Here is a 21,325-nt window from a genome sequence, read left to right on the forward strand (position 1 = left end):
GCTACCTCAGGAGATAAGGAATGTTGACGGTGACGGCGCCGGTCGGGCAATCCGCCTCGCAGGGCATGCAGTACCAGCATTCGTCATAGGCCATGTAGGCCTTGTTGGTCATATCGCTGATACGCAGTACGTCGAGCGGACAGACGTCGACGCACACCGTGCAGCCCTTGTCCGCGATGCATTTGGCGTCATCGACGACCACCGGAACCGATGTCTGATAGGAAGCGAGAGGCATCGTATGTCTCCTGTATTTGTGCGGCGGGTCAGGCTGTCGCGCGGATGCGCTGCTTGTCGTAGAGATCCTTCTCATCGTCGGCGATCGGTACGATATAGGGCTCCACGGCACGCTTCTCGCTGGTCATCTTGCCATCCTGCTTGCTGAGCAACGTGTGGCAGAACCAGTTCTCGTTGTCCTTCTCCGGGAAATCCGTCCGCCAGTGATAGAGGCCCCAACGGCTTTCTTCGCGGTAGAGCGAGGCATGCACAGCCATGTCCGCGCAATCCATGATCGACTGGACTTCGAGCGCGCGGAGCAGTTCGTGCGCATTGCGCGCGATCATGCGCTCCTGCATGTCTCCCCTCGCTTCAGCGAGCCGGCGCATGCCGAGCTCGTATTTGCGCGTGACTTTCGGCGGCTGGAGATAGTCATTGACGAGACGCCGCGTCTTGTACTCGATCTGGTTCGGCGGAATACCGTCCTCGCGTTTGGTCGGCGCCATGACGCGGTCACGTTCGCGGGCGACCTCAGCCGCGTCGAATTCCGCGAAGTCGTGATTGTCCGCAAACTCCATCGCGTCGACGCCGGCGACCGAACCGTTGGTGAAGGCGCCGAGCATGTAGTTGTGCGGCACGCTCGCCATGTCGCCGGCGGCATAGAGGCCCGGGACGGTGGTGCGCGCGTTGTCGTCGACGAACACGCCCGACGCGCTGTGACCGGAGCAGAAGCCGATCTCGGAGATGTGCATCTCGATCGACTCGCTGCGGTAGTCGACCCCGCGCCCCTGCTGGAACAGGCCGCGCGTGGGACGTTCGACCTTGTGCAGCGTCGATTCGATCTCCGAGATGGTGTCGGGGTGAAGATGCTTGAGCTGGAGAAACACCGGGCCCTTCCCGGACAACAGCTCGTTGTAGAACTCCAGCATCATCTGGCCGGACCAGTAATCGCATTCGATGAAGCGCGATCCCTCGTTGTTGGCGGTGAAGGCGCCGAAGGGACCGGCGACGTAGGCGCAGGCCGGGCCGTTATAGTCCTTGATTAGCGGATTGATCTGATAGCATTCGAGGTTCGCCAGTGCTGCACCGGCGTGATAGGCCATGGAATAGCCGTCGCCGGAATTGGCCGCGTTCTCGTAGGTGCCGAACATGTAGCCCGAGGTCGGCAGGCCGAGACGGCCGGCGGCGCCCATGCACAGGATGACGGCCTTGGCCTTGATCACCAGCATCTCGGCGGTGCGGGTGTTGACGCTGATCGCGCCGGCGATGCGGCCATCGGCGGATTTGAGCAGCCGCGTCGCCATATAGCGGTTGGAGATCAGGATGCGGGCACGCCGGAGCTGGCGATACAGCGCCTTCTTCACGGTCTCGCCGTTCGGCATCGGCAGCACGTAGGTGCCGATGTGGTGCACCTTCTTGACGGCGTAGTCGCCGTTCTCGTTCTTCAGGAAGCGGATGCCGAAACTGTCGAGTTCCTCGATGATCGAGTAGCAGTTCTGCGCGTATTTGTAGACCGCCTTCTGATCGACGATGCCGTCATTGGCGATGGTGATTTCCTTGGTGTACTGCTCCGGCGTCGCGTAGCCGGGAATGACGGCATTGTTTAAGCCGTCCATGCCCATCGAGATCGCTCCGGAGCGCTTGACGTTCGCCTTTTCGAGCAGGACGACGTTGGCCTTCGGATTCTTCAGCTTCGCCTTCAACGCCGCCATCGGGCCGGCAGTGCCGCCGCCGATAACGAGCACGTCGCAGGAAACCTCCGAAAGTCCGTCGACGATCTGATCTAGTGACATCGCTTGCTCCTGGTCCGCCGGCAGATCCGGCGCCTTTGCATCAGATTTGTTCAGCAGGCGTCCCGGCGATAGCAATTAGTTGTCGCCGGGCTGCGATTTGCGCCTCAGCGCTCGACAAAGGCCTTTTCGATCACGAAATGGCCGGGCCGGCTGTGATTGCCCTCGACAAAGCCGCGCGCAGAAAGCATCGCGGGAAGTTCCTCCAACATCGCCGGGCTGCCGCACAGCATGATGCGGTCGGTCTCGATGTCGAGTCCCGACTGCCCGATATCGTCGAAGAGCTGGTTCGACGCGATCAGGTCGGAGATGCGGCCGCGATTCCTGAACGGCTCGCGGGTGACGGTCGGGTAGTAGACGAGCTTGTCACGGATAAGCGGCCCGAAGAACTCGTGATCTCGCAGGCCTTCCACGAGGTGCTCGCCATAGGAGAGCTCGGAGACCTGGCGGCAGCCATGGGCGAGCACGATGGTTTCATAATTCTCGTAGACGTCGGGGTCCTTGATCAGGCTGGCGAACGGCGCGAGTCCCGTTCCGGTCGAGAGCAGCAACAGGCGTTTGCCGGGAATGAGATTGCCCGTGATCAGCGTGCCCGTGGCCTTGCGGCCGACCAGGATGACGTCTCCCTCCCTGATCTTCTGAAGGCGTGAGGTCAGCGGACCGTCCTGTACCTTGATCGAGAAGAACTCGAGCGCCTCCTCGTGATTGGCGCTCGCCATGCTGTAGGCCCGCAGCAACGGCTTGCCCTCGACTTCCAACCCGATCATCGCGAACTGGCCGTTCTGGAAGCGGAAGCCCGGATCGCGCGTCGCGGTGAAGCTGAACAGGCTATCGGTCCAGTGCCTGACCGACAGGACCGTTTCCCTCTGAAATGCACTCATTGTCTCTCCTGATCTCGATTGCGCACAAGGTTTCGGAGAGACAGGAATCCGGCAACGCCGAACTGAAATTGCCGGTCGATTAGTTTCACATTTCGTGGGCGATGATCGAACAGCAGGCAGCGACGATCAGCGCCGCGCACCCTGCGCCTGGCAATTAGTTGCTATCGCGGCAGTGCTGCGGCAAGGTAGAGAAGGGTCGGAGACACGTCATGACCTTGGTGGGACCGACCGTGGCAGATTACGAAGCAAGCGCCGACCTCGCGACGCTCCGCGTCCGCACCGCTCAGGACGACACGCTGGACTTGGCGGCGGAAACGCTCCGCCTCTCCTGCAAATGCGCCCACTGCACCCGCGCCCGCTTCGACGGCCGCTTTCCCGAGCGGTTTCCAGGCATCGCGATCACCGAGATCGGCGATCTCGGTTACGGGCTGAACATCTCGTTTTCGGATGGGCACAATCGGGGGATTTACCCGAAGCCGTATTTGCTGAGCCTGGTGGGGCGGTAGACGCCACAGGTCGTCTTCCAAGCTTCGCTGTCATTCCCCGCGAAGGTGGGAATCCAGTACGCCGCGGCTTCTCGATAGCCCATTGACGTCTCTGGAATACTGGATCGCCCGGTCAAGCCGGGCGATGACAGCGGAGTGAATCTGGCACGGACATTGCTCCTCTTTAGAACGGTTTGAACGTTCCGGAGGCAGATGATGTTGCAGGCGGCGGCCAATGTGGTTCGCGGGACGGTTCCCGCAACGGTCCGGCCTACCGGCGGTTCCTCGCTGCTGCTCACCGAGAACCAGCAATGGATCGGCGGACCGCCGCCCTTGATGGACAAGCTCAGCCAGCGCGAGCGGGAGCTGGTGCTGAAGCAGGGCCGCCGAAAAGTGCTCAACCGTGGCCAGACGCTGTTCAGCCAGGGTGGCAAGCATGACGGTATCTGGCTGATCGAGAGCGGCCGGATCCGGGTGTTCTACACCTCTCCGCTCGGCCGCGAGATCACGCTGGCCTATTGGCATGTCGGCAATTTCGTCGGCGGGCCGGAAGTGTTCGAAGGCACCGTGCATCAATGGTCCGGCGTTGCATCCAGCAATTGCAGCGTGGTGCATCTGCCCGGAAAGGAGCTACGATCCCTTGCGGTCGAGATCCCGAACCTCGCGATCGGCCTGATCGAAGGCCTGACCTTCAAGGGCAAGTGCTATTCGGCGCTGGCCCAGATGTTGGGAACGCGCTCGATCACACAGCGCCTTGCGCATCTGTTGCTGCATCTCGTCGACCTCTATGGCGTCGATGACGCCGACGGCCGGGTGATCGCGGCCGCCTTCACCCATGCCGATATCGCCCACATGGTCGGTGCCACCAGGCAATGGGTCACGATCAGCCTGAAGCGCATGCAGGAAAAGGGAATCGTGCTGACCAAGCGCTCGCAGATCGTGGTCTGCCGGTCCGACGTGCTGGAAGAAATGCGAGGGCAGGCGGCCGACTGACCGAGCTTGCGACCAGGGCCGGTGCCCATGCAAGCGGCTTAATAGTGCAGGACTGCCCAAGGAGTATGCAATCAACTTTTCCCGGCAACTAATCGACTGTGGCGCTCATTCCGGATTTGCCCTGCCCACGCCCTCACCCAATCATGGCAACCACAGCACATCCAACCGAATGAGGATGAGAATGGTCCGCCATCTTCCCACGCTCTCGATCGCGATGTCGGTGACGTCGCTGGCGCTTCTCCTCGCGCAGCCGGCCGCGGCGGAAACCGTCACGCTGGGCATCGGAACGCAGGACACCACGACCAACACGGTGACCGCCGGCGTCGTCATCCGCCAGCTCCATCTCCTCGAAAAATATCTGCCGAAGGACGGCAAATACGCCAACATCAAGTTCGAGCTGGAGTGGCAGAACTTCACCTCCGGCCCGCCCGTCACCAACGCGATGATGGCCAACAAGCTGCAGATCGGCATGATGGGCGACTATCCGCTGATCGTGAACGGCTTCACTTTCGACAGCAATCCCGAGAGCAAGAGCCGGCTGATCGGTATCGCCGCCTACAGCCTGTCGGGCTCCGGCAACGGCATCGTCGTTCACAAGGATTCGCCCTACTACGATCTCGCCGATCTCAAGGGCAAGCTCGTGAGCGTGCCGTTCGGCTCTGCCGCGCACGGCATGGTGTTGAAGGCGATGCAGGACCGCGGCTATGCATCTGATTTCTTCCAGCTGGTCAGCCAAAGCCCGGAGGTCGGCTCGACCAATCTCCAGGAGAAGAAGATCGACGCGCATGCCGACTTCGTTCCGTTCGCCGAGTTGCTGCCGTTCCGCGGTTTCGCGCGAAAGATCTTTGACGGCGTCGAGACCAATCTCCCGACTTTCCACGGCATCGTCGTGCGAACCGATTTCGCCGAGAAATACCCGGAAGTCGTCGTCGCCTACTTCAAGGCGGTGATCGCCGCCAATCAATGGCTGCGGGACGATCCCAAGCTCGCCGCCGAGAAGATCCAGGAATGGACCGGCATCAGCAAGGAGGTCGTCTACATCTTCCTCGGCCCCAGCGGCAACATGACCACCGATCCCTCGATCAAGCCGGCGCTGATCGACGCCGCCGCGGCTGACGTCAAGGTGCTGCAGAACCTCGGCCGGATGAAGGAGTTCGAGCCGAAGAAATGGGTCGACGACAGCTACATCCGTAAAGCTTATTCCGAGATGAAGCTCGACTACGACGCGCAGCTTGCGAGCACCAAGAATTACGAGATCTCCGGCGACGATTCCTTCTGCAAGAAGCCGATCGCCGATCCGCGCAAGGCCGGCGAGGTCTGGGTCGACGATTCAGGCATCGTGCCCTTCTCGTCAGCCAGCTGCACGCTCGGCGCCTATGCCGACTACAAGGCCAAGGGCAGGAAGATCAACGTCGCCTACGTCTTCGATACCACCCGCGGCATCAAGCTGTTCGCAGACCAGGCTTTCTTCGCGGTCGGCAATGGTGAGGTTGCGCCGTTCCTGCTGAAGAAGGACGCCGAAGCCTATGCCGCCAAGATCAGCGGCAAGGTGCTCGGCTTCGACGACGCGGTGAAGGCGGCGGTCGGCGGGGGCAAGACGTGAGCAGTCCCGCCCTCCTCAGACATTCCGAGGACAGCATGCCGGCAAGTGCAATCGCGGAGGCAAGCGCCATGCCCGCCTCCACGCCACCCGCGTCTCCACCCTCCTTCGGCACGCTCGCACTGCGCTGGTACCGGCTCAACCGGGGCGGGCTGCGCGCGACCGCGATCGGCATCATCTCGCTGCTCGCCTTCCTGCTGGTCTGGCATCTGCTGACAACCTATCGCGTCGTGTTTTTCGTGCGCTTCACCAACGTGCCCTCGCCGCTCGCGGTCTATGCGAGCTTCACCAAGGCGATCCACGATCCAAAATTCCTGCTGCACGTCCTCTTGAGCTGCCGCCGCATCTTCTTCGGTTTCTCGCTCGCGGCGATCGTCGCGGTGCCGCTCGGCCTGATCATGGGCCGCTTCAAGCCCGTCCACGAGATCATCTTTCCCGTGGCGGAGGTGCTGCGGCCGATCCCGGCGATCGCCTGGGTGCCGATGGCGATCATGCTGTGGCCGACCAACGAGCAGAGCATCGTCTACATCACGTTCCTCGGATCGTTCTTCCCGATCCTGGTCAACACGCTGCACGGCATGTCGCTGGTCGATCCCGTGCTGGTGCGTGCCGCGCAATGTCTCGGCGCGCGGGAGCGCTCGATCTTCCGCGATGTGTATTTTCCGGCCTCGCTCCCGCACATCTTCACCGGCCTCACCGTCGGCATGGGCGTGGCCTGGGTGTCGCTGATCGCTGCCGAGATGATCTCCGGACAGTACGGCATCGGCTATTTCACCTGGGAGGCCTATTCGCTGGTCCAGTATGCCGACATCGCGCTCGGCATGATCGCGATCGGCGTGCTTGGCCTCGGATCGAGCATGTTGATCCGAGGCGCCGGACAATTGGTGATGCCGTGGAGGTCAAGATGAGTGAGATCGTTGTCAAGGCACCGCAGGGCCATATCGAGGTCAAGAACTTCTCCCTCAGCTACGACAGCATCGAGGGGCCGGTCGAAGCCGTCGCCGATACGCAGATTCATGTGAAGCCTGGCGAGTTCGTCTCGATCGTCGGGCCCTCCGGCTGCGGAAAGTCGACGCTGCTCAACGCGGTTGCCGGCTTCCTCAAGCCGACCACGGGCATCGTCACCGTCGACGGCGAGAAGGTGAACGGCCCCAGCGCGGAGCGCGGCATGGTGTTTCAGCAATATTCGCTGTTTCCCTGGAAGACCGTGCGGGAGAACGTCGAGTTCGGCCTGAAGATGCGCGGCATGCCGCGCTCGCAGCGCGAGCGCGCCGCCCGCACGCTGCTGGGACTCGCGGGCCTCGAAGCCTTCGAAAAGCATTACCCCGAGAAACTCTCAGGTGGCATGAAGCAGCGCGTTGGCATCGTCCGCGCGCTCGCGACGGGACCCAAAGTGTTGCTGCTCGACGAACCCTTCGGCGCGCTCGACGCGCAGACCCGGGTCATCATGCAGCAGATCCTCACCAACATGTGGCAGCGGCTGAAGATCTCGGTGCTATTCGTCACCCACGACATCGACGAGGCGATCTTCCTGTCCGACCGTGTCTACTGCATGACCGCACGCCCCGGCTCGATCAAGGCGGAGATTCCGATCCCGCTGGAGCGGCCGCGGCAGCAGTCGATGATGATGTCGTCGGAATTCCTGGCATTGCGCCGCGGACTGATGTCGCTGATCCGCGAGGAGAGCATCAAGGCGATGGGCGGCGAGCTCAACGACATGGGCATGCAGGGGCTGAACATCGAGCTGCACGGGCATTCGCTCGCGGATGTGATTTAGGGATCTTCGACTTGCGCGCTGACTTCCTTCTCCCCTTGTGGGAGAAGGAAGTGGAGTATGCGCAGCAGCTTGCCTTACTTGAACCAGTGCACCAGCGCGATGCTAATGCCGAGCAGCAGCAGTAGCGACAAGGTCACGGCCGCCGTCACCCGTCCCCCGACATTGGCAAGCACCTTCACATCGACGCCGAGGCCAAGCGCGGCCATCGATACCACCGTGAGAAAACCCGTGATCCGCGTGATCGGGGCAATCACCGTGGACGGCACGATCTCGAGCGAGCGCAAGGTCGCCAGCGCAAGGAAGCCGAGGATGAACCACGGGACCAGGCGGAAGAAGCCGACATTGGTCTTCTTGGCATCGCTGTGCCAGCGCGACGCCGTCAGCGAGAGGCCGACGACCACCGGCCCGAGCATCAGCACGCGCATCAGCTTGACGAGCGTGCCGATCTGCGTCGAGACGAGTCCCGCCGGCACCGTCGCAGCCAGCACCTGCGGCACGGCATAGACAGTGAGGCCTGCAAGGATGCCGTATTGCGTAGCCGATAGCTGCAGCAGCGGAATCAGCAGCGGCAGCCCGAGCACCATCATCACGCCGAGGATCGCGGTGAAGGAGATGGAGGATGCGATCTCGTCATTGTTGGCGCCGATGATCGGCGCCACCGCTGCAATCGCCGAATTGCCGCAGATCGAGTTTCCGCAGGCGATCAGGATCGAGAGCCGCGTCGAGAGACCAAGCAGCCGGCTGATGCCGAAGGAAACGCAGAGCGCGACCACAACGACGGCCGCGATCGAGGCCAACAGCGCGACGCCGGACGCCGCGATAGCAGCGAAGCTGATCGAGGCCCCCAGCAGCATGACGGCGACTTCGAGCAGCTGCTTGGCGCTGAAGGCGATGCCGGACTGCCAGCGCGGCGCGGGCTTCCAAAAGCTGCGCACAGCCATGCCGAGCAAGATCGCCATCACCAGCGCCTCGACATAGGGATGTTGGAAGATGCCCAATTCCGCCCGTTCGAGCAGGGCCGAAACGCCGGCCACGGCGATGCAGAGGAGGATCCCGGGAATCAGCGCGACGATGCGGCTGATGGCCGTGGTCCGCTTGGCGTCGGCCGGGCTGGATGCTTGATTCTGCGACACAAATCTCTCCCCAAGGAGAAGGATTTATACGCAGCGCCATCCGATTGGGGAATAAGTTTTCGACATATCAGGGCCGAGGGAAGTTCTATCCTCAATCCGGAATAATCTGGCTCGGAAGATCAGGCGCCCGTTGGAAGATCAGGCGCGCCTTAGAAGATCAGGCTCTTGGCCAGCGAGGCGACGCGGCTGAAGCCGTCATAGACGCCGGGCTCGAAGAAGGCCGCGCGCGCCAGCACGATACCGGCGACCAGCGACCAGAACAGCCCGGTGCCGACCCGCAGCAGCAGCTTTGACCCGCGCGAGCGCGGCTGGGTGTCCGTTGCGGACACCAATTGCTCGCCGAAAGGTTCAAACCTGGTGCGTTCCATGGCAGTCAATCCATCAATTTCTCACGGAAATGTCGTCGTTTCGGCCCCAAACAGCAATGGAAGCGATTGGCTTTTTTGCCTCCCGAAGAGGAAACTCCTTCCGCCGGACGGACCCGGGGCAATAGTTTTCTTCTTCCGGCCTATTTGAGCACCGGCGCCACGGCGAGCAGGTAGCGCCGCGCGTATGAAAGGAATCTGCCAATGCCAAACCCCCGCGTGCGCGTCTACACCGACTACAAGAGCTCCTACGCGTTCGTGGCCAACAAGCGCCTATTCGAACTGCAGGAGACGCACGGCGTCGAGCTCGAATGGCTGCCCTATACGCTGCGCGTTGCCGAATTCATGGGGACCGTGGAAGAGCGCACGCCGCATTTCTGGCGCAAGGTGCGCTACGCCTATATGGACGCCCGGCGCTATGCCAATGCGCAAGGGCTCGTCATGAAAGGGCCTAGGCGGATCTACGACGCGTTCTATTCCAGCGTCGGCATGCTGTTCGCCCAACAGCACCGCTTCTTCCGTCCGTATCACGACACGGTGTTTCGTCGGTTCTGGAGGCATGAGCTCGAGATCGACGATCTCGCCGCAATCACGGACGTCATCACGTCCTGCGGTGGCTCGGCCAGCGAGTTCGAAGCCTACGTCCATGGCCCCGCACGCGCCGAGCATGACCGCATCATCGACGAGGCCGAAGTGCTCGGCGTGTTCGGCGTGCCGACCATGGTGTTCAACGGCGAGCTGTTTTGGGGCGGCGACCGCATCGACATGTTGATCGAACGCATCGAGAAGCCCGGGACGATCGAGGCAGCTCTCGGCAGCCGCCATCGCAAGCCGGCATGAGCAGCAACGCTACGCCGCTAGCCCGCTCTCCACCGGAGCAAACTCCAGCCCGAGGCTCTCCGCCACCGCCTTGTTGGTGATACGGCCGCGATGCACATTCAGCCCGTTGCGCAGGTGTGGATTTTCCAAGATCGCAGCAAAACCCTTGTTCGCGAGCATCAAGCCGAACGGCAGCGTCGCGTTGTTCAGCGCCTGGCTCGACGTCACCGGCACCGCGCCGGGCATATTGGCCACGCAATAATGCACGATGCCGTCGACAAGATAGGTCGGATCGGCATGCGTGGTCGGGTGCGAGGTCTCGAAGCAGCCGCCCTGATCGATCGCGACGTCGACCAGCACGGCGCCTGGGCGCATCGATGTCAGCATCGCACGCGTGACGAGCTTGGGCGCACTCGCGCCCGGCACCAGTACCGCGCCGATCACGACGTCGGCGGCGAACACCTCCTCCTCGACCGACTCGATGGTGGAGAAGCGGGTGCGCACGCGTCCGACAAAGAGATCATCAAGCTCCCGCAACCTTGGAATGGAGCGGTCGATCACGGTGACTTCGGCGCCAAGGCCCGCGGCCATGCGCGCGGCTTGCGTTCCCACCACGCCGCCGCCGAGCACGACGACCCGCGCCGGCTGCACGCCAGGGACACCGCCCAGCAGCAGCCCGCGACCGCCAGCGGAGCGCTTGAGCGCGGCGCCGGCGGCCTCGATAGCGAGGCGGCCGGCGACTTCGCTCATCGGCGCAAGCAGGGGGAGGTGACCGGCCGCGTCGGTGACGGTTTCATAGGCGATCGCAGTACAGCCGGAGGCGAGCAAACCCCTGGCCTGTTCGGGATCCGGCGCAAGATGAAGGTAAGTAAACAGGATCTGGCCTTCGCGGAGCTGGGGCCACTCGCTTGTCTGCGGCTCCTTCACCTTCACGATCATGTCGGACTTCGCGAAGATGTCGCGCGCGCTCTCGGCAATGGTGGCCCCTGCCCGCCGGTAGTCTTCGTCGGAGGCGCCGATGCCGCCGCCCGCACCGGTCTCGACCGTCACCTCGTGCCCCGCGGCGACATATTCGCGGACCGCACCCGGGGTGAGCCCGACGCGATATTCCTGCACTTTGATTTCCTTGGGCACACCGACGCGCATCCCGGGCCTCCTTGTGATTCACCTCATGATCGTAGCGACGTGCCCTGTTTGGTTTCGTGCAAATATCCGCTAGCTTTGGCCTCCCTGCGCCGGTTTCCGGCGCGCAAACGCCCTTTCACGCTGGAAACGAAACCTTGGCCCTCGACAGGAAAGATCTCGCCATCCTCGCGGAGCTCACGACCAACGCGCGGGCCAGTCACACCGAGCTCGCGCACAAGGTCGGGCTATCAAGCACCGCGCTCGCGCGGCGGCAGAAGGCGCTGCAAGACGACGGCTATATCCAGGGCTATCAGGCCACGCTCGACCTCGCGCAGTTCGGCCTCACCACCACGGTGCTGGTCCGTATCGCGCTGGAAAGCCAGAGCGATGAGGCGCTGAAGGCGTTCGAGGCGGAGGTGGTGAAATGCCCGTCCGTCGTGCGCTGCTTCCTGATGTCGGGGACCGACGACTACATCCTGATCGTGCTCGCCCGCGATATCCAGGATTTCGAGCGCATCCACCGCATGGAGCTGTCGCGCCTGCCGCGCGTCGCGAGGGTACAATCGAGCTTCGCGCTGCGCGAAGTTGTCGACCGCGCCGTGCCGAATGTGGTGTTCGGCGAAGCAAAGCGCTGACCGCAACCTCTCGGAAAGGCGAACTGCTGGCAAGGAACCAACCGGTCGGTGGTCCGTTGGGCGCTATTGGCCGGCGGAGGCGTGCCCCCGCGTCAACACGGCTGACGTCCGGCACGGTCGCCGTCGCAGGGAGCAGGACATGGGCGATGTCACGCATCAGATTTCCGAACGCATTCCGATCCATCTTGTCGTCAACGGCGTCAGTCACACGCTCGATCTCGTGCCATGGACCACATTGCTCGATGCCTTGCGGGACCATCTTGCACTGAGCGGCACCAAGAAGGGCTGCGACCATGGTCAGTGCGGCGCCTGCACGGTGCTGGTGGACGGCCGGCGCGTCAATTCCTGTCTCACGCTCGCCGTCATGAAGGACGGCGCGGAGATCACGACTGTCGAAGGTCTTGCCAAGGATGGCGCGCTGCATCCCCTGCAACAGGCGTTCATCGACCATGACGCCTTCCAGTGCGGCTATTGCACGCCGGGACAGATATGCTCGGCGGCCGGACTGCTCGCCGAAGGCCGTGCCAAAGATACCGACGAGATCCGGGAGCTGATGAGCGGAAACCTTTGCCGCTGCGGCGCCTATCCAAACATCGTCGCCGCCATCCAGCAGGCAATGGGCCAGCCATGAACAACTTCCAGTACGCTCGAGCCACTGATGTCGCCGACGCCATCCGCTTGCTCGCCGCCGGTCCCGGCGCCAAACTGATTGCCGGCGGCACCAATCTGATCGACCTGATGAAAGAGAATGTCGAGCGCCCCTCCCGGCTGATCGACATTTCCCGCCTGCCGCTCCGCAAGGTCGAAGAGACGCCCGACGGGTCCTTGCGCATCGGCGCCTTGGTGCCGAACTCGGACCTCGCCTATCATCCATTGATCGAGCAGCGCTATCCCCTGCTCGCCAGCGCCATCCTGGCCGGCGCCTCGGCGCAACTGCGCAACATGGCATCGGTCGGCGGCAATCTGATGCAACGAACGCGCTGCGCTTATTTCTATGACACGGCCACGCCGTGCAACAAGCGACATCCCGGCAGCGGCTGCTCGGCAATGGACGGGCTGAACCGCAACCATGGGATCCTGGGCACGAGCGCCGCCTGCATCGCGACCAATCCATCCGACATGAGCGTGGCGCTCGCCGCGCTCGATGCGCTCGTGCACATCGCGGGTCCCTCCGGCGAACGCACCATCGCGCTGACCGATCTCCATCGGCTGCCCGGCGACAAGCCTCATGTCGATACCAATCTCGGCACCGGCGAGATCATCACCGGGATTGAGCTTCCGCCGCGCGGCTTTGCTCAAAACTACAGCTATCTAAAAATTCGCGACCGGATGTCTTATGCTTTTGCTTTGGTCTCGGTTGCCGCCGCGCTCGAATTGGAGGGCAAAGCGATCAGCGGGGCACGCGTGGCGGTCGGCGGCGTGGCTCACAAGCCTTGGCGCAGCCTCGAGGCCGAAGCTACGTTGCGCGGCCAGGCCGCAACGCCCGATCACTTCTCGCACGCCGCGGATCTCTTGCTCCAGGGAGCAACAGCCCGCTCACATAACGGCTTCAAGGTCGAGCTCGCACGCCGCGCCATCGTGCGGACGCTGACACAGGCGGCGAACGCCACGCCGCAATCTCAGGCGCACAAGAAGATCGCGTGAGGACCCCATGAACGCTTATGTCGGAACGCCAACGTCGCGTGTCGACGGCCGGGCCAAGGTCACCGGCGCCGCCAAATACGCCGGCGAATTTCCAGCCGACAAGCTCCTCCATGGCTTCGTGGTCGAGGCCATCATTCCATGCGGGCGCATTGCCCGCCTCGACGCGAGCGAGGCGTTGAAGGTCGAGGGCGTACTCAACGTGCTCACGCATGCGAACCGTCCGCCGCTGGCCGACAAGGACGAGGCGTGGAAGGACGAGGTGGCGCCCGAGGAAGGCTCGCCTTTCCGTCCGCTTTATGATGACAAGATCAAGTTCAATGGCCAGCCGATCGCACTTGTCGTCGCAGAGGACTGGGAAACCGCGAAATTCGCCGCGACGCTCGTGCGGGTCGAATATGAGCAGCATGGTTTTGCAACCGACCTCGAAGGCGAACGCAGCAACGCCGCCGAGAAGAACGAGCCGCATAAACCGCGGGGCGACGCCGCAGCCGCCCTTGCGGGAGCTGATGTGCGCCACGAGGCGGACTACGTGATACCGACCGAGCATCACAACCCGATGGAGCTCTATGCGACCACGGCGGTCTGGGACAGCAATGGCAAGCTCACGATCTACGACAAGACCCAAGGCGTCCAGAACGTCCACAAATTTCTCTGCAGCGTGTTCGACAAGAAGCCGGACGACATTCGCGTGGTCTCGCCGTACGTCGGCGGCGCCTTCGGCTCCGGCTTGCGGCCGCAATATCAGGTGGTGTTGGCAACACTCGGCGCGCTCGCGCTGAAGCGGTCCGTTCGCGTCGTACTGACGCGGCAGCAGATGTACGGGCTCGGCTACCGGCCGATGACCATCGAGCGCGTCGGGCTCGGCGCAAGATCCGATGGCGCCCTCGACGCGGTCACGCACGAGGCGATTGCCGTCACCTCGCGCTATGAGGATTTTGCCCGCAACGATACCGGCTGGGCCGAACAGCTCTACAAGAGCCCGAACAGCCGCTTCTCCCACAAGCTGGTGCACCTTGACGTCTCCACCCCCTGCGACATGCGCGCACCGGGCGCTGCGTCGGGCGTCTGCGCGCTGGAATGCGCGATGGACGAGCTCGCCGTCGCACTCAAGCTCGACCCGATCGAATTGCGGCTGAAGTGCTACTCGGATCGCGACCAGAGCGAAAACCTGCCCTACACCAGCAAGCAGTTGCGCGAATGCTACGCGCGCGGCGCGGACGCCTTCGGCTGGAGCAGACGCGATCCTGCGCCGCGCTCGATGCGCGACGGCAAGGATCTGATCGGCTGGGGCATGGCGACGGGTGTGTGGGAAGCACTGCAGATGCCGGTCGCCGTCCGTATCGTGCTGACGTCGAACGGACATGCCGAGGTGTCCTGCGCCGCATCCGACATCGGCACCGGCACCTACACCATTGTGGCTCAGGTCGCAGCCGATGCGCTCGGCCTGCCGATTGAGAACATCAGCGTCCGGCTCGCAGATTCCAGTCTGCCGCAGGCGCCTGTGGAGGGCGGCTCCTGGATGGCCGCTTCGAGCGCGCATGCGGTGCTCGCAGCCGCCGAGGAAGTGCGCAAGGAACTGTTACGCCTGGCCGGGAAGATGCCAGGCTCGCCGCTCGCCGGCGCCGAGCTAGCCGATACGGTGCTGACCGACGGCAGCATTGCCAGCTCCAGCAACAACAGCCGCGCGGTCTCGATCGCCGACGCGATGCGTCACGGCGGCGTCGAACGCATCGAGAAGGAAAAGCTCAATCAATTCGGCGAGGACAAGAAGCACGCGCGTAACACCCACTCGGCCGTCTTCGCCGAGGTCAAGGTGGACGAAGAGCTAAACGTCATTCGCGTGACGCGGGTCGTGAGCGCCGTCGCGGCCGGGCGGATTCTCAACACCAAGACAGGCCGCAGCCAGATCATGGGCGGCGTGGTCTGGGGGATTGGGATGGCCCTGCACGAGGAGACGGTGATGGATCACCGCTTCGGGCGGATCATGAACGCGAACATCGCCGAGTACCACATTCCCGTGAATGCCGATGTTCACGACATCGACGTGATCTTCGTCGACGAGCCGGACGCGCACATCAACGCGCTCGGCATCAAGGGGCTGGGAGAGATCGGCATCGTCGGCGTTCCCGCCGCGATCGCGAACGCCGTCTATCACGCCACCGGCAAACGCATCCGTCGATTTCCGATCACACTGGACAAGCTGCTCGACTGAGACGGTGCAGCAGTCCCCTCTCGGCGCCGGCGTCACCTCACGGCGCCCGGCCGCCAGGCCTCACGAGGGAAAGTCAGCCGGTCTGACTTGGATGCGGTCGGCATGCAGCGACCAGTGGTGCAACGCCTGATCCTCGCAAAACCTCGCCTTCGCCCGCTCTCTGGCTTCGTCCTCGTCGGAAGCGTCGATCTCGAGCGTGCCCTGGCACACCTCGATCTGCCGGCCGTACTGGCCGAGCACGTCCTTCATGAACCTGACCACATAAGTTGACATGGGACCTCCTGCCTGCCCCGGCGGCGCTCACTCTTATCCCATTTAGGCGGAATCCGGGAGGGAGATTTTGACACGGATCAAAGTCGGGCGCGGTTCCCCCCGCCGATCGTTCCGTGGCGCGTAGCGCTAACCGGGACATTGGGCAGCAGGAGCATCGCACCCCGGAAGGACAGAGCGACTGTCAACTACGCCGGCGTCACACCAAACGCCTGCTTGAATCGCTCCACATAGCGTGGCCAGACCTCCGGATTGATGATGCGCGGCGGCCGCTTGCCATCGAGCGTATCCAGCACCTGCTCGGCCGCGATGCGGCCCATGTTCTGCCGCGCCTCGATCGTGACGCCCGCGGTATGCGGGCTCGCCAGCACGTTGTCGAGCTGGAGCAGCGGATGCTCCGGCGGCGGCGGCTCCTTGGACCAGACGTCGAGACCGGCGCCCGCAATGCGCTTCTCGCGCAAGGCCTGGAGCAGCGCATCCTCATCGTGGATGAAGCCGCGCGCCGTGGTGATAAAGTACGCATGCGGCTGCATCAACGCAAATTCGCGCACGCTGATCATGTTGCGGCTGCGCTTGTCGAGCGGGCAGGAGATGGAGACGAAATCGGCGCGGCGCAGCAGCTCGTCGAGCTCGACCTTCTCGCCGCCCCGCTCGGCCATCACCTCGGCCGTGAGGTAAGGATCGTAGGCCAGCACCTTCATGCCGAACAGGCCCTTGCACAGCGCGGCGATGCGGCGACCGACATTGCCGAGGCCGACGATGCCGACGGTCTTGTGCTCGATCTCGTTGCCGACGAGTTCGTTGCGGTTGACGTTGGACTCCCTGCGGAGCTTGCGGTCGGACTGGATGATGCGCTTGGACAGCGTCAACATCATCGCCAGCGCATGCTCGGCGACCGAGTGGGCGTTGCCGCCGGACTGGTTGACGACCAGCACGCCGGCATCGGTGCAAGCCTCGACATCGACAGGATCGAATCCCGCGCCGTTGCTGGAGACGAGCAGCAGGTTCGGCGCGCGCCTCAGGAAGGCAGCATCGACATGGAAGTGCGGGGCCAGTTCGTCACGGGCGGCGCCGATCTGGTAGACATGAGCCGCCTCGATGATCGGCGCGAAATATTCCTCGGGGCTCTCGTTCTCGATGCGATCGAGCCGGACGTCGGGCCGCGCCTTCAGGATGTCGATATAGATCGGATTGGCCAGATATTTGACGTAGAAGACGCGCTTGCTGTTGACGGACATCAGGACCCTTCCGGCTTTCTCCAGGAGATCCGCAGGGCCAGCGCTTCGCGCGCTCCTGTCATGCGTTCCTCCGTTCTCTTGTTGTTGCCGCTTATGACACGGCGGCACCGGCTGCGGCAGGCCGTCTGGCGCAGATCACGGTGCAGTCCGGACATGTTGACAATCCCGCTGCCTGCGTCAAGTTCGGCAGACCGCCGCGACGGCCAAGACAAGGGCTAAGACGACGCCTAAGACAATGGCAAAGACCAAGAAGCATGCGCGGCCGAAGGGAGAACGCAATGCCGATTGCGGAGCAACAAACCTCGTCCGAGGCGGCGCAGACCTCCAGTGACAAGAGCTGGCACGGCATCATCCTGCAAACCTTAAAGCGGAATGAGATCAGCCTCGTCCCTTACGTGCCCGACCGCGTGCTGACGCCGCTGATCAAGAACCTGCACGCCGATCAGTTCTTCACCACCTTTGCCACCGCCCGCGAGGAGGAGGCCGTCGGCATCGTCTCGGGCGCCTGGATGGGCGGACGGCGCGGTGCGGTGCTGATGCAGACCTCAGGCTTTGCGACGCTCGCCAACGTGCTGGCCTCGCTCGCGGTGCCCTACCAGATTCCGCTTATCATGTTCGTGTCCGAGCGCGGCACGCTCGGCGAGTTCAACTACGGCCAGTCACTGGTCTGCCGCACCATGCGTCCGGTGCTGGATTCGCTGGCGCTGGAGCATCACACCATCACCCGGCTCGACGAGCTCGAATTCATTGCCGATCGTTCGATCAAGCAGGCCGTCACGACGCAGGCGCCAGTCGCGCTGATCCTCAACCCGCTGCTCACGGGCGGCAAGGTGTTCGACAAGTGAGTCCGGCCCAAATGAATACAGACGTGCGCAACACCAAAGTGATGAACCGCTTCGACGTCACCTCGCGCCTGATCGCGAAACTCGAGCACGAGGAAGCCGTGATCGGCGGCATCGGCAACACCAATTTCGACCTCTGGGCCGCCGGCCACCGTGCGCAAAATTTCTACATGCTCGGCAGCATGGGGCTCGCCTTCCCGATCGCGCTGGGCGTGGCGCTGGCGCAGCCGGACCGGCGCGTCTTTGCGCTCGAAGGCGACGGCTCGCTGCTGATGCAGCTCGGCGCACTCTCGACGATCGCGGCGTTGAAGCCGAAGAACCTCATCATGATCGTGATGGACAACGGCATCTACCAGATCACGGGCGCGCAGCCGACACCGGCCGCGAACGTGGCTGACATCGTCGCCATCGCAACCGGCTTCGGGCTTGCCAACAGCGCCTGGGCCGCGGACGAGGCGGATTTCGAGCGTCTGGTCGAGGAAGCCATGTCGGCCGGCGAGCCCAGCCTGATCGCCGTCCGCATCGATGACAAGCCCGGCGTCGGCGCCACCCGACGCGATCCCGTACAAATCCGGGAACGCTTCATGCACGGCCTTGGCGTGCGCGAGCCACTTTAACGGTTCGTCATTAACTACACGGCGATCTGATCCTGGCGCCTCGGCAGGCTGCTGCAATCCGTGCTAAGCGGTGCGGATGTCCATTTTGCTTCGCTCCTCTGCCTGGCTGCTTGCCGCCGCCGTCGCCTTTGCAACCCTCGGCCCGCCAGGCCTACGGCCCCATTCCGACCTTGGCCAGGACGGCGAACATGCCCTTGCCTTCGTCCTGGTGGGACTAGCCTTCGGCCTCGCCTATCCGCGCCGCCGCCTGTCGGCCACAGCGATCGCCGTGGTGCTGATCGGCCTGCTGGAACTGATGCAATTCTGGGCACCGGGACGGCATGCGCGGCTGGAGGACTTTCTGGTCGATGCCGGCACCACCTGCATCGGTTTCGCGCTGGCGGCCATCGCCGATTGGGCCATGACGCGGTTTCGCGCAAATCCGGCCCTGACGAGTCAAGGCCCCGCGGAGTGACGCTCCGCAGGGCCCGTCTCTTCAAAGCTCACGCTCCGGTCGATCAGTCGATGATCTTAACGACGCGGCGCGTGCGCGGCTCCACGATCACGCGGCGATCGTTCACGACCGCATAGCGATATTCGGTGTAGTTCGGCACGGGCCGCAGCACCACGGTCGGCGGCAGTGGCTCGCCGACCACGACGCGCTCGTGGACCACGACGGAATCATCGCGCGGAATTCCGCCGAGGATCGCATTCGGGATTTCCAGACCAGCGCCGACCGCCGCACCGACGGTACCACCGACCATCGCTCCGACCGGGCCGCCGATGTCGCCGCCCGCGCGAGCGCCGTCCCTGGCGCCCTGTTCGGTCGTCGACTGGGCAAAGGCTGCACTCGACGCCAGCAGCGACGCGGCAGCGAACGTAATCGCAAGACGGGTCTTCATGTGCTTATGTCTCCAGTGATTGTTGTGCGCCTTCAACCGCGGGGCCGGATCATTGTTCCGGTTCCCCGCCGGATCTAGGCAGAACTACAAGTGGAGACTGTTACCTGGTAACAGTTCAGGCTGCGGCGATCTCGTGCCGCGCCATCAGTTCCAGCGCACGCACCATTGCCGAGTGATCCCAACCCTTGCCGCCATGTGCGGTGCAAGACGAGAACAATTGCTGCGCCACTGCCGTGCTTGGCAGTGACAGGCCGAGCGCGCGGGCGCCTTCAAGCGCGAGGTTGAGATCCTTCTGATGCAGCTCGATGCGGAAGCCGGGATCGAAATTGCGCTTCACCATGCGCTCGCCATGCACTTCGAGAATCCGCGACGACGCAAAGCCGCCCATCAGGGCCTGCCGCACCAGCGCCGGATCCGCACCGGCTTTCGACGCGAACAGCAGCGCTTCGCTGACCGCCTCGATCGTCAACGCGACGATGATCTGGTTGGCGACCTTCGTCGTCTGGCCGTCGCCATTGGCGCCGACCCGGGTGACGTTCTTCCCCATCCGGTCGAAGATCGGCTTCATGGTGTTGAAGGCGCGCTCGGGGCCACCCACCATGATGGTGAGGCTTGCCGCCTTGGCACCGACCTCCCCGCCTGACACCGGTGCGTCGAGATAATCCGCGCCGAGCGCCTCGATCTTCTTCGCAAACTCCTTGGTCGCCAGCGGCGAGATTGAGCTCATGTCGACCACGATCTTCCCCTTGGAAATGCCGCCCGCGACGCCGTCCTTGCCGAACAGCACGGCCTCCACATGCGGCGTATCCGGCACCATGATGATGACCGCATCCGCCTCCTCCGCGACCTCCTTGCTTGACTTGCAGCCAACGCCGCCGGCCGCGATCAGCCCGGGCGCGACCGGCCCGACATCGTGCAGGAGAACGCGATGGCCTGCGGTCAGAAGATGGCCGGCCATCGGCCGTCCCATGGTGCCAAGTCCGATAAAGCCGATGTCGATCATGTCAACGTTTCCTCAGGTCTCGAACGTCTGCGCCGCGTGCCAGGACAGGCCTTCCAGCGTCGTGGTGCGCGGCTTGTATTCGCAGCCGACCCAGCCGCGGTAACCGATCGCGTCGAGATGGCGGAACAGGAAGGGATAGTTGATCTCGCCGGTGCCAGGCTCGTGACGGCCGGGGTTGTCGGCGAGCTGGATGTGCGCGATCTGCGGCAGGTATTCCTGCATAGTACGGGCGAGGTCGCCCTCCATGATCTGCATGTGGTAGATGTCGTACTGGACGAACAGATTGTTCGAGCGCACCTCGGAGATCAGCTGCACGGCCTGCTCGGTGCCGTTCAGAAAGAAGCCGGGGATGTCGAGCGTGTTGATCGGCTCGATCAGCAGCTTGATGTTTTCCCGCGCCAGCGTCGACGCCGCAAAGCGCAGATTCCCGACCAGCGTTTCGTTGAGCTCACGCGGATCGGCATCCGCAGGCGCGATGCCGACGAGACAGTTGAGCTGCTCGCAATCGAGCGCCTTGGCATAGTCGATGGCGCGAAACACGCCGTCCCTGAACTCGCTGATACGATCAGGCAGGATCGCGATGCCGCGCTCGCCCGCCGCCCAATTGCCGGCCGGCAGATTGTGCAGCACCTGCGTCAGCCCATGGCCGTCGAGTTGCTCGCGCAGCTGCGCCTTGTCGAATTCGTAGGGGAAGAGGTACTCGACCCCGCCGAAGCCCGCTGCTTTGGCCGCTGCGAAGCGGTCCACGAACGGCATTTCGTTGAAGAGCATGGTGAGGTTGGCGGCGAATTTCGGCATGATG

Annotated in this window: 24 protein-coding genes; 13 read left to right on the forward strand and 11 right to left on the reverse strand. The window is 63.5% G+C overall.

The features are described from left to right. Position 1: 1 nt before the first annotated feature. The 3 genes from IVB07_RS25235 to IVB07_RS25245 all read right to left on the reverse strand — a co-directional run bounded on the left by IVB07_RS25235 (position 2) and on the right by IVB07_RS25245 (position 2,884). A complete protein-coding gene (locus IVB07_RS25235) occupies positions 2 to 235 on the reverse strand; it encodes a ferredoxin family protein (RefSeq protein ID WP_007593252.1) in 234 nt (77 codons plus the stop codon). A gap of 28 nt (positions 236 to 263) precedes the next feature. Then, the gene (locus tag IVB07_RS25240; RefSeq protein ID WP_247766725.1) at positions 264 to 2,006 is read right to left on the reverse strand and encodes a fumarate reductase/succinate dehydrogenase flavoprotein subunit; all 1,743 of its coding nucleotides are present in this window, start codon (positions 2,004 to 2,006) and stop codon (positions 264 to 266) included. Between the two features lie 104 nt (positions 2,007 to 2,110). Then, positions 2,111 to 2,884 carry a ferredoxin--NADP reductase gene (locus IVB07_RS25245; protein WP_018458612.1) on the reverse strand — a complete coding sequence of 258 codons (774 nt, stop codon included), beginning with the start codon at positions 2,882 to 2,884 and terminating at the stop codon, positions 2,111 to 2,113. Positions 2,885 to 3,093: 209 nt separating this feature from the next. Between IVB07_RS25245 and IVB07_RS25250 the strand changes: the two genes are divergently transcribed. From IVB07_RS25250 to IVB07_RS25270, 5 genes are all read left to right on the forward strand, one after another. Then, positions 3,094 to 3,390, forward strand: coding sequence for a gamma-butyrobetaine hydroxylase-like domain-containing protein (locus tag IVB07_RS25250; RefSeq protein ID WP_018458611.1), 297 nt, complete (start codon positions 3,094 to 3,096; stop codon positions 3,388 to 3,390). 195 nt (positions 3,391 to 3,585) lie between these two features. Further along, entirely contained in the window at positions 3,586 to 4,362 is a 777-nt protein-coding gene (locus tag IVB07_RS25255; RefSeq protein WP_198293387.1) for a Crp/Fnr family transcriptional regulator, read from the forward strand. A gap of 181 nt (positions 4,363 to 4,543) precedes the next feature. Next, positions 4,544 to 5,965, forward strand: a complete 1,422-nt coding sequence (locus IVB07_RS25260; RefSeq protein ID WP_018458609.1) for an ABC transporter substrate-binding protein — start codon at positions 4,544 to 4,546, stop codon at positions 5,963 to 5,965. A 68-nt stretch (positions 5,966 to 6,033) separates the two neighbouring features. Then, positions 6,034 to 6,870 (forward strand): ABC transporter permease, encoded by an 837-nt coding sequence (locus IVB07_RS25265; RefSeq protein WP_039800458.1) that lies wholly within the window; start codon positions 6,034 to 6,036, stop codon positions 6,868 to 6,870. After that, entirely contained in the window at positions 6,867 to 7,739 is an 873-nt protein-coding gene (locus IVB07_RS25270) for an ABC transporter ATP-binding protein (protein ID WP_026233618.1), read from the forward strand. The genes IVB07_RS25265 and IVB07_RS25270 overlap by 4 nt, the downstream gene beginning before the upstream one ends. Before the next feature lie 74 nt (positions 7,740 to 7,813). Here the strand turns inward: IVB07_RS25270 and IVB07_RS25275 are convergent, their stop codons facing one another. Together IVB07_RS25275 and IVB07_RS25280 are read right to left on the reverse strand one after the other, a co-directional pair. Beyond that, the gene (locus IVB07_RS25275) at positions 7,814 to 8,872 is read right to left on the reverse strand and encodes a putative sulfate exporter family transporter (protein ID WP_018458606.1); all 1,059 of its coding nucleotides are present in this window, start codon (positions 8,870 to 8,872) and stop codon (positions 7,814 to 7,816) included. Positions 8,873 to 9,021: 149 nt separating this feature from the next. Then, the gene (locus IVB07_RS25280) at positions 9,022 to 9,240 is read right to left on the reverse strand and encodes a hypothetical protein (protein ID WP_007593267.1); all 219 of its coding nucleotides are present in this window, start codon (positions 9,238 to 9,240) and stop codon (positions 9,022 to 9,024) included. A 201-nt stretch (positions 9,241 to 9,441) separates the two neighbouring features. On the opposite strand from IVB07_RS25280, the gene IVB07_RS25285 reads away from it, so the two are divergent. Next, positions 9,442 to 10,077 (forward strand): DsbA family protein, encoded by a 636-nt coding sequence (locus IVB07_RS25285; protein WP_018458605.1) that lies wholly within the window; start codon positions 9,442 to 9,444, stop codon positions 10,075 to 10,077. A 9-nt stretch (positions 10,078 to 10,086) separates the two neighbouring features. Here IVB07_RS25285 and ald read toward each other — a convergent pair whose 3' ends face one another. Then, the gene (ald, locus tag IVB07_RS25290; RefSeq protein ID WP_018458604.1) at positions 10,087 to 11,202 is read right to left on the reverse strand and encodes an alanine dehydrogenase; all 1,116 of its coding nucleotides are present in this window, start codon (positions 11,200 to 11,202) and stop codon (positions 10,087 to 10,089) included. A 134-nt stretch (positions 11,203 to 11,336) separates the two neighbouring features. On the opposite strand from ald, the gene IVB07_RS25295 reads away from it, so the two are divergent. From IVB07_RS25295 to IVB07_RS25310, 4 genes are all read left to right on the forward strand, one after another. Further along, positions 11,337 to 11,816 (forward strand): Lrp/AsnC family transcriptional regulator, encoded by a 480-nt coding sequence (locus tag IVB07_RS25295; RefSeq protein WP_018458603.1) that lies wholly within the window; start codon positions 11,337 to 11,339, stop codon positions 11,814 to 11,816. A 139-nt stretch (positions 11,817 to 11,955) separates the two neighbouring features. After that, positions 11,956 to 12,447 carry a (2Fe-2S)-binding protein gene (locus IVB07_RS25300; RefSeq protein ID WP_018458602.1) on the forward strand — a complete coding sequence of 164 codons (492 nt, stop codon included), beginning with the start codon at positions 11,956 to 11,958 and terminating at the stop codon, positions 12,445 to 12,447. Then, complete coding sequence (locus tag IVB07_RS25305; protein ID WP_247766726.1) at positions 12,444 to 13,460, forward strand: xanthine dehydrogenase family protein subunit M; 1,017 nt, start codon at positions 12,444 to 12,446, stop codon at positions 13,458 to 13,460. The genes IVB07_RS25300 and IVB07_RS25305 overlap by 4 nt, the downstream gene beginning before the upstream one ends. Positions 13,461 to 13,467: 7 nt before the next feature. Continuing rightward, complete coding sequence (locus tag IVB07_RS25310) at positions 13,468 to 15,672, forward strand: xanthine dehydrogenase family protein molybdopterin-binding subunit (protein WP_018458600.1); 2,205 nt, start codon at positions 13,468 to 13,470, stop codon at positions 15,670 to 15,672. A gap of 60 nt (positions 15,673 to 15,732) precedes the next feature. Here IVB07_RS25310 and IVB07_RS25315 read toward each other — a convergent pair whose 3' ends face one another. Both IVB07_RS25315 and IVB07_RS25320 read right to left on the reverse strand, forming a co-directional pair. Further along, positions 15,733 to 15,945 (reverse strand): hypothetical protein, encoded by a 213-nt coding sequence (locus IVB07_RS25315; protein ID WP_007608382.1) that lies wholly within the window; start codon positions 15,943 to 15,945, stop codon positions 15,733 to 15,735. Between the two features lie 185 nt (positions 15,946 to 16,130). Next, complete coding sequence (locus IVB07_RS25320; protein ID WP_018458598.1) at positions 16,131 to 17,180, reverse strand: hydroxyacid dehydrogenase; 1,050 nt, start codon at positions 17,178 to 17,180, stop codon at positions 16,131 to 16,133. Positions 17,181 to 17,458: 278 nt separating this feature from the next. On the opposite strand from IVB07_RS25320, the gene IVB07_RS25325 reads away from it, so the two are divergent. The 3 genes from IVB07_RS25325 (at position 17,459) to IVB07_RS25335 (ending at position 19,093) form a co-directional block, all read left to right on the forward strand. Beyond that, on the forward strand, positions 17,459 to 18,025 hold the full coding sequence (locus tag IVB07_RS25325; RefSeq protein WP_026233617.1) for a thiamine pyrophosphate-binding protein: 567 nt from the start codon (positions 17,459 to 17,461) through the stop codon (positions 18,023 to 18,025). Positions 18,026 to 18,036: 11 nt separating this feature from the next. Next, the gene (locus IVB07_RS25330; RefSeq protein WP_247766728.1) at positions 18,037 to 18,639 is read left to right on the forward strand and encodes a thiamine pyrophosphate-dependent enzyme; all 603 of its coding nucleotides are present in this window, start codon (positions 18,037 to 18,039) and stop codon (positions 18,637 to 18,639) included. Positions 18,640 to 18,715: 76 nt separating this feature from the next. Then, the gene (locus IVB07_RS25335) at positions 18,716 to 19,093 is read left to right on the forward strand and encodes an antibiotic resistance protein VanZ (RefSeq protein ID WP_018458595.1); all 378 of its coding nucleotides are present in this window, start codon (positions 18,716 to 18,718) and stop codon (positions 19,091 to 19,093) included. A gap of 43 nt (positions 19,094 to 19,136) precedes the next feature. On the opposite strand, the gene IVB07_RS25340 is transcribed toward IVB07_RS25335, so the two are convergent. From IVB07_RS25340 to hyi, 3 genes are all read right to left on the reverse strand, one after another. Then, positions 19,137 to 19,520 (reverse strand): DUF1236 domain-containing protein, encoded by a 384-nt coding sequence (locus IVB07_RS25340; RefSeq protein WP_018458594.1) that lies wholly within the window; start codon positions 19,518 to 19,520, stop codon positions 19,137 to 19,139. Between the two features lie 115 nt (positions 19,521 to 19,635). After that, complete coding sequence (locus tag IVB07_RS25345; RefSeq protein WP_018458593.1) at positions 19,636 to 20,523, reverse strand: 2-hydroxy-3-oxopropionate reductase; 888 nt, start codon at positions 20,521 to 20,523, stop codon at positions 19,636 to 19,638. Between the two features lie 12 nt (positions 20,524 to 20,535). After that, positions 20,536 to 21,321 carry a hydroxypyruvate isomerase gene (gene hyi / locus IVB07_RS25350; RefSeq protein WP_018458592.1) on the reverse strand — a complete coding sequence of 262 codons (786 nt, stop codon included), beginning with the start codon at positions 21,319 to 21,321 and terminating at the stop codon, positions 20,536 to 20,538. Between the last annotated feature and the right edge of the window lie 4 nt (positions 21,322 to 21,325).

The sequence above is a fragment of the Bradyrhizobium sp. 172 genome (genome assembly GCF_023101065.1).
GTDB lineage: Bacteria > Pseudomonadota > Alphaproteobacteria > Rhizobiales > Xanthobacteraceae > Bradyrhizobium > Bradyrhizobium canariense_D.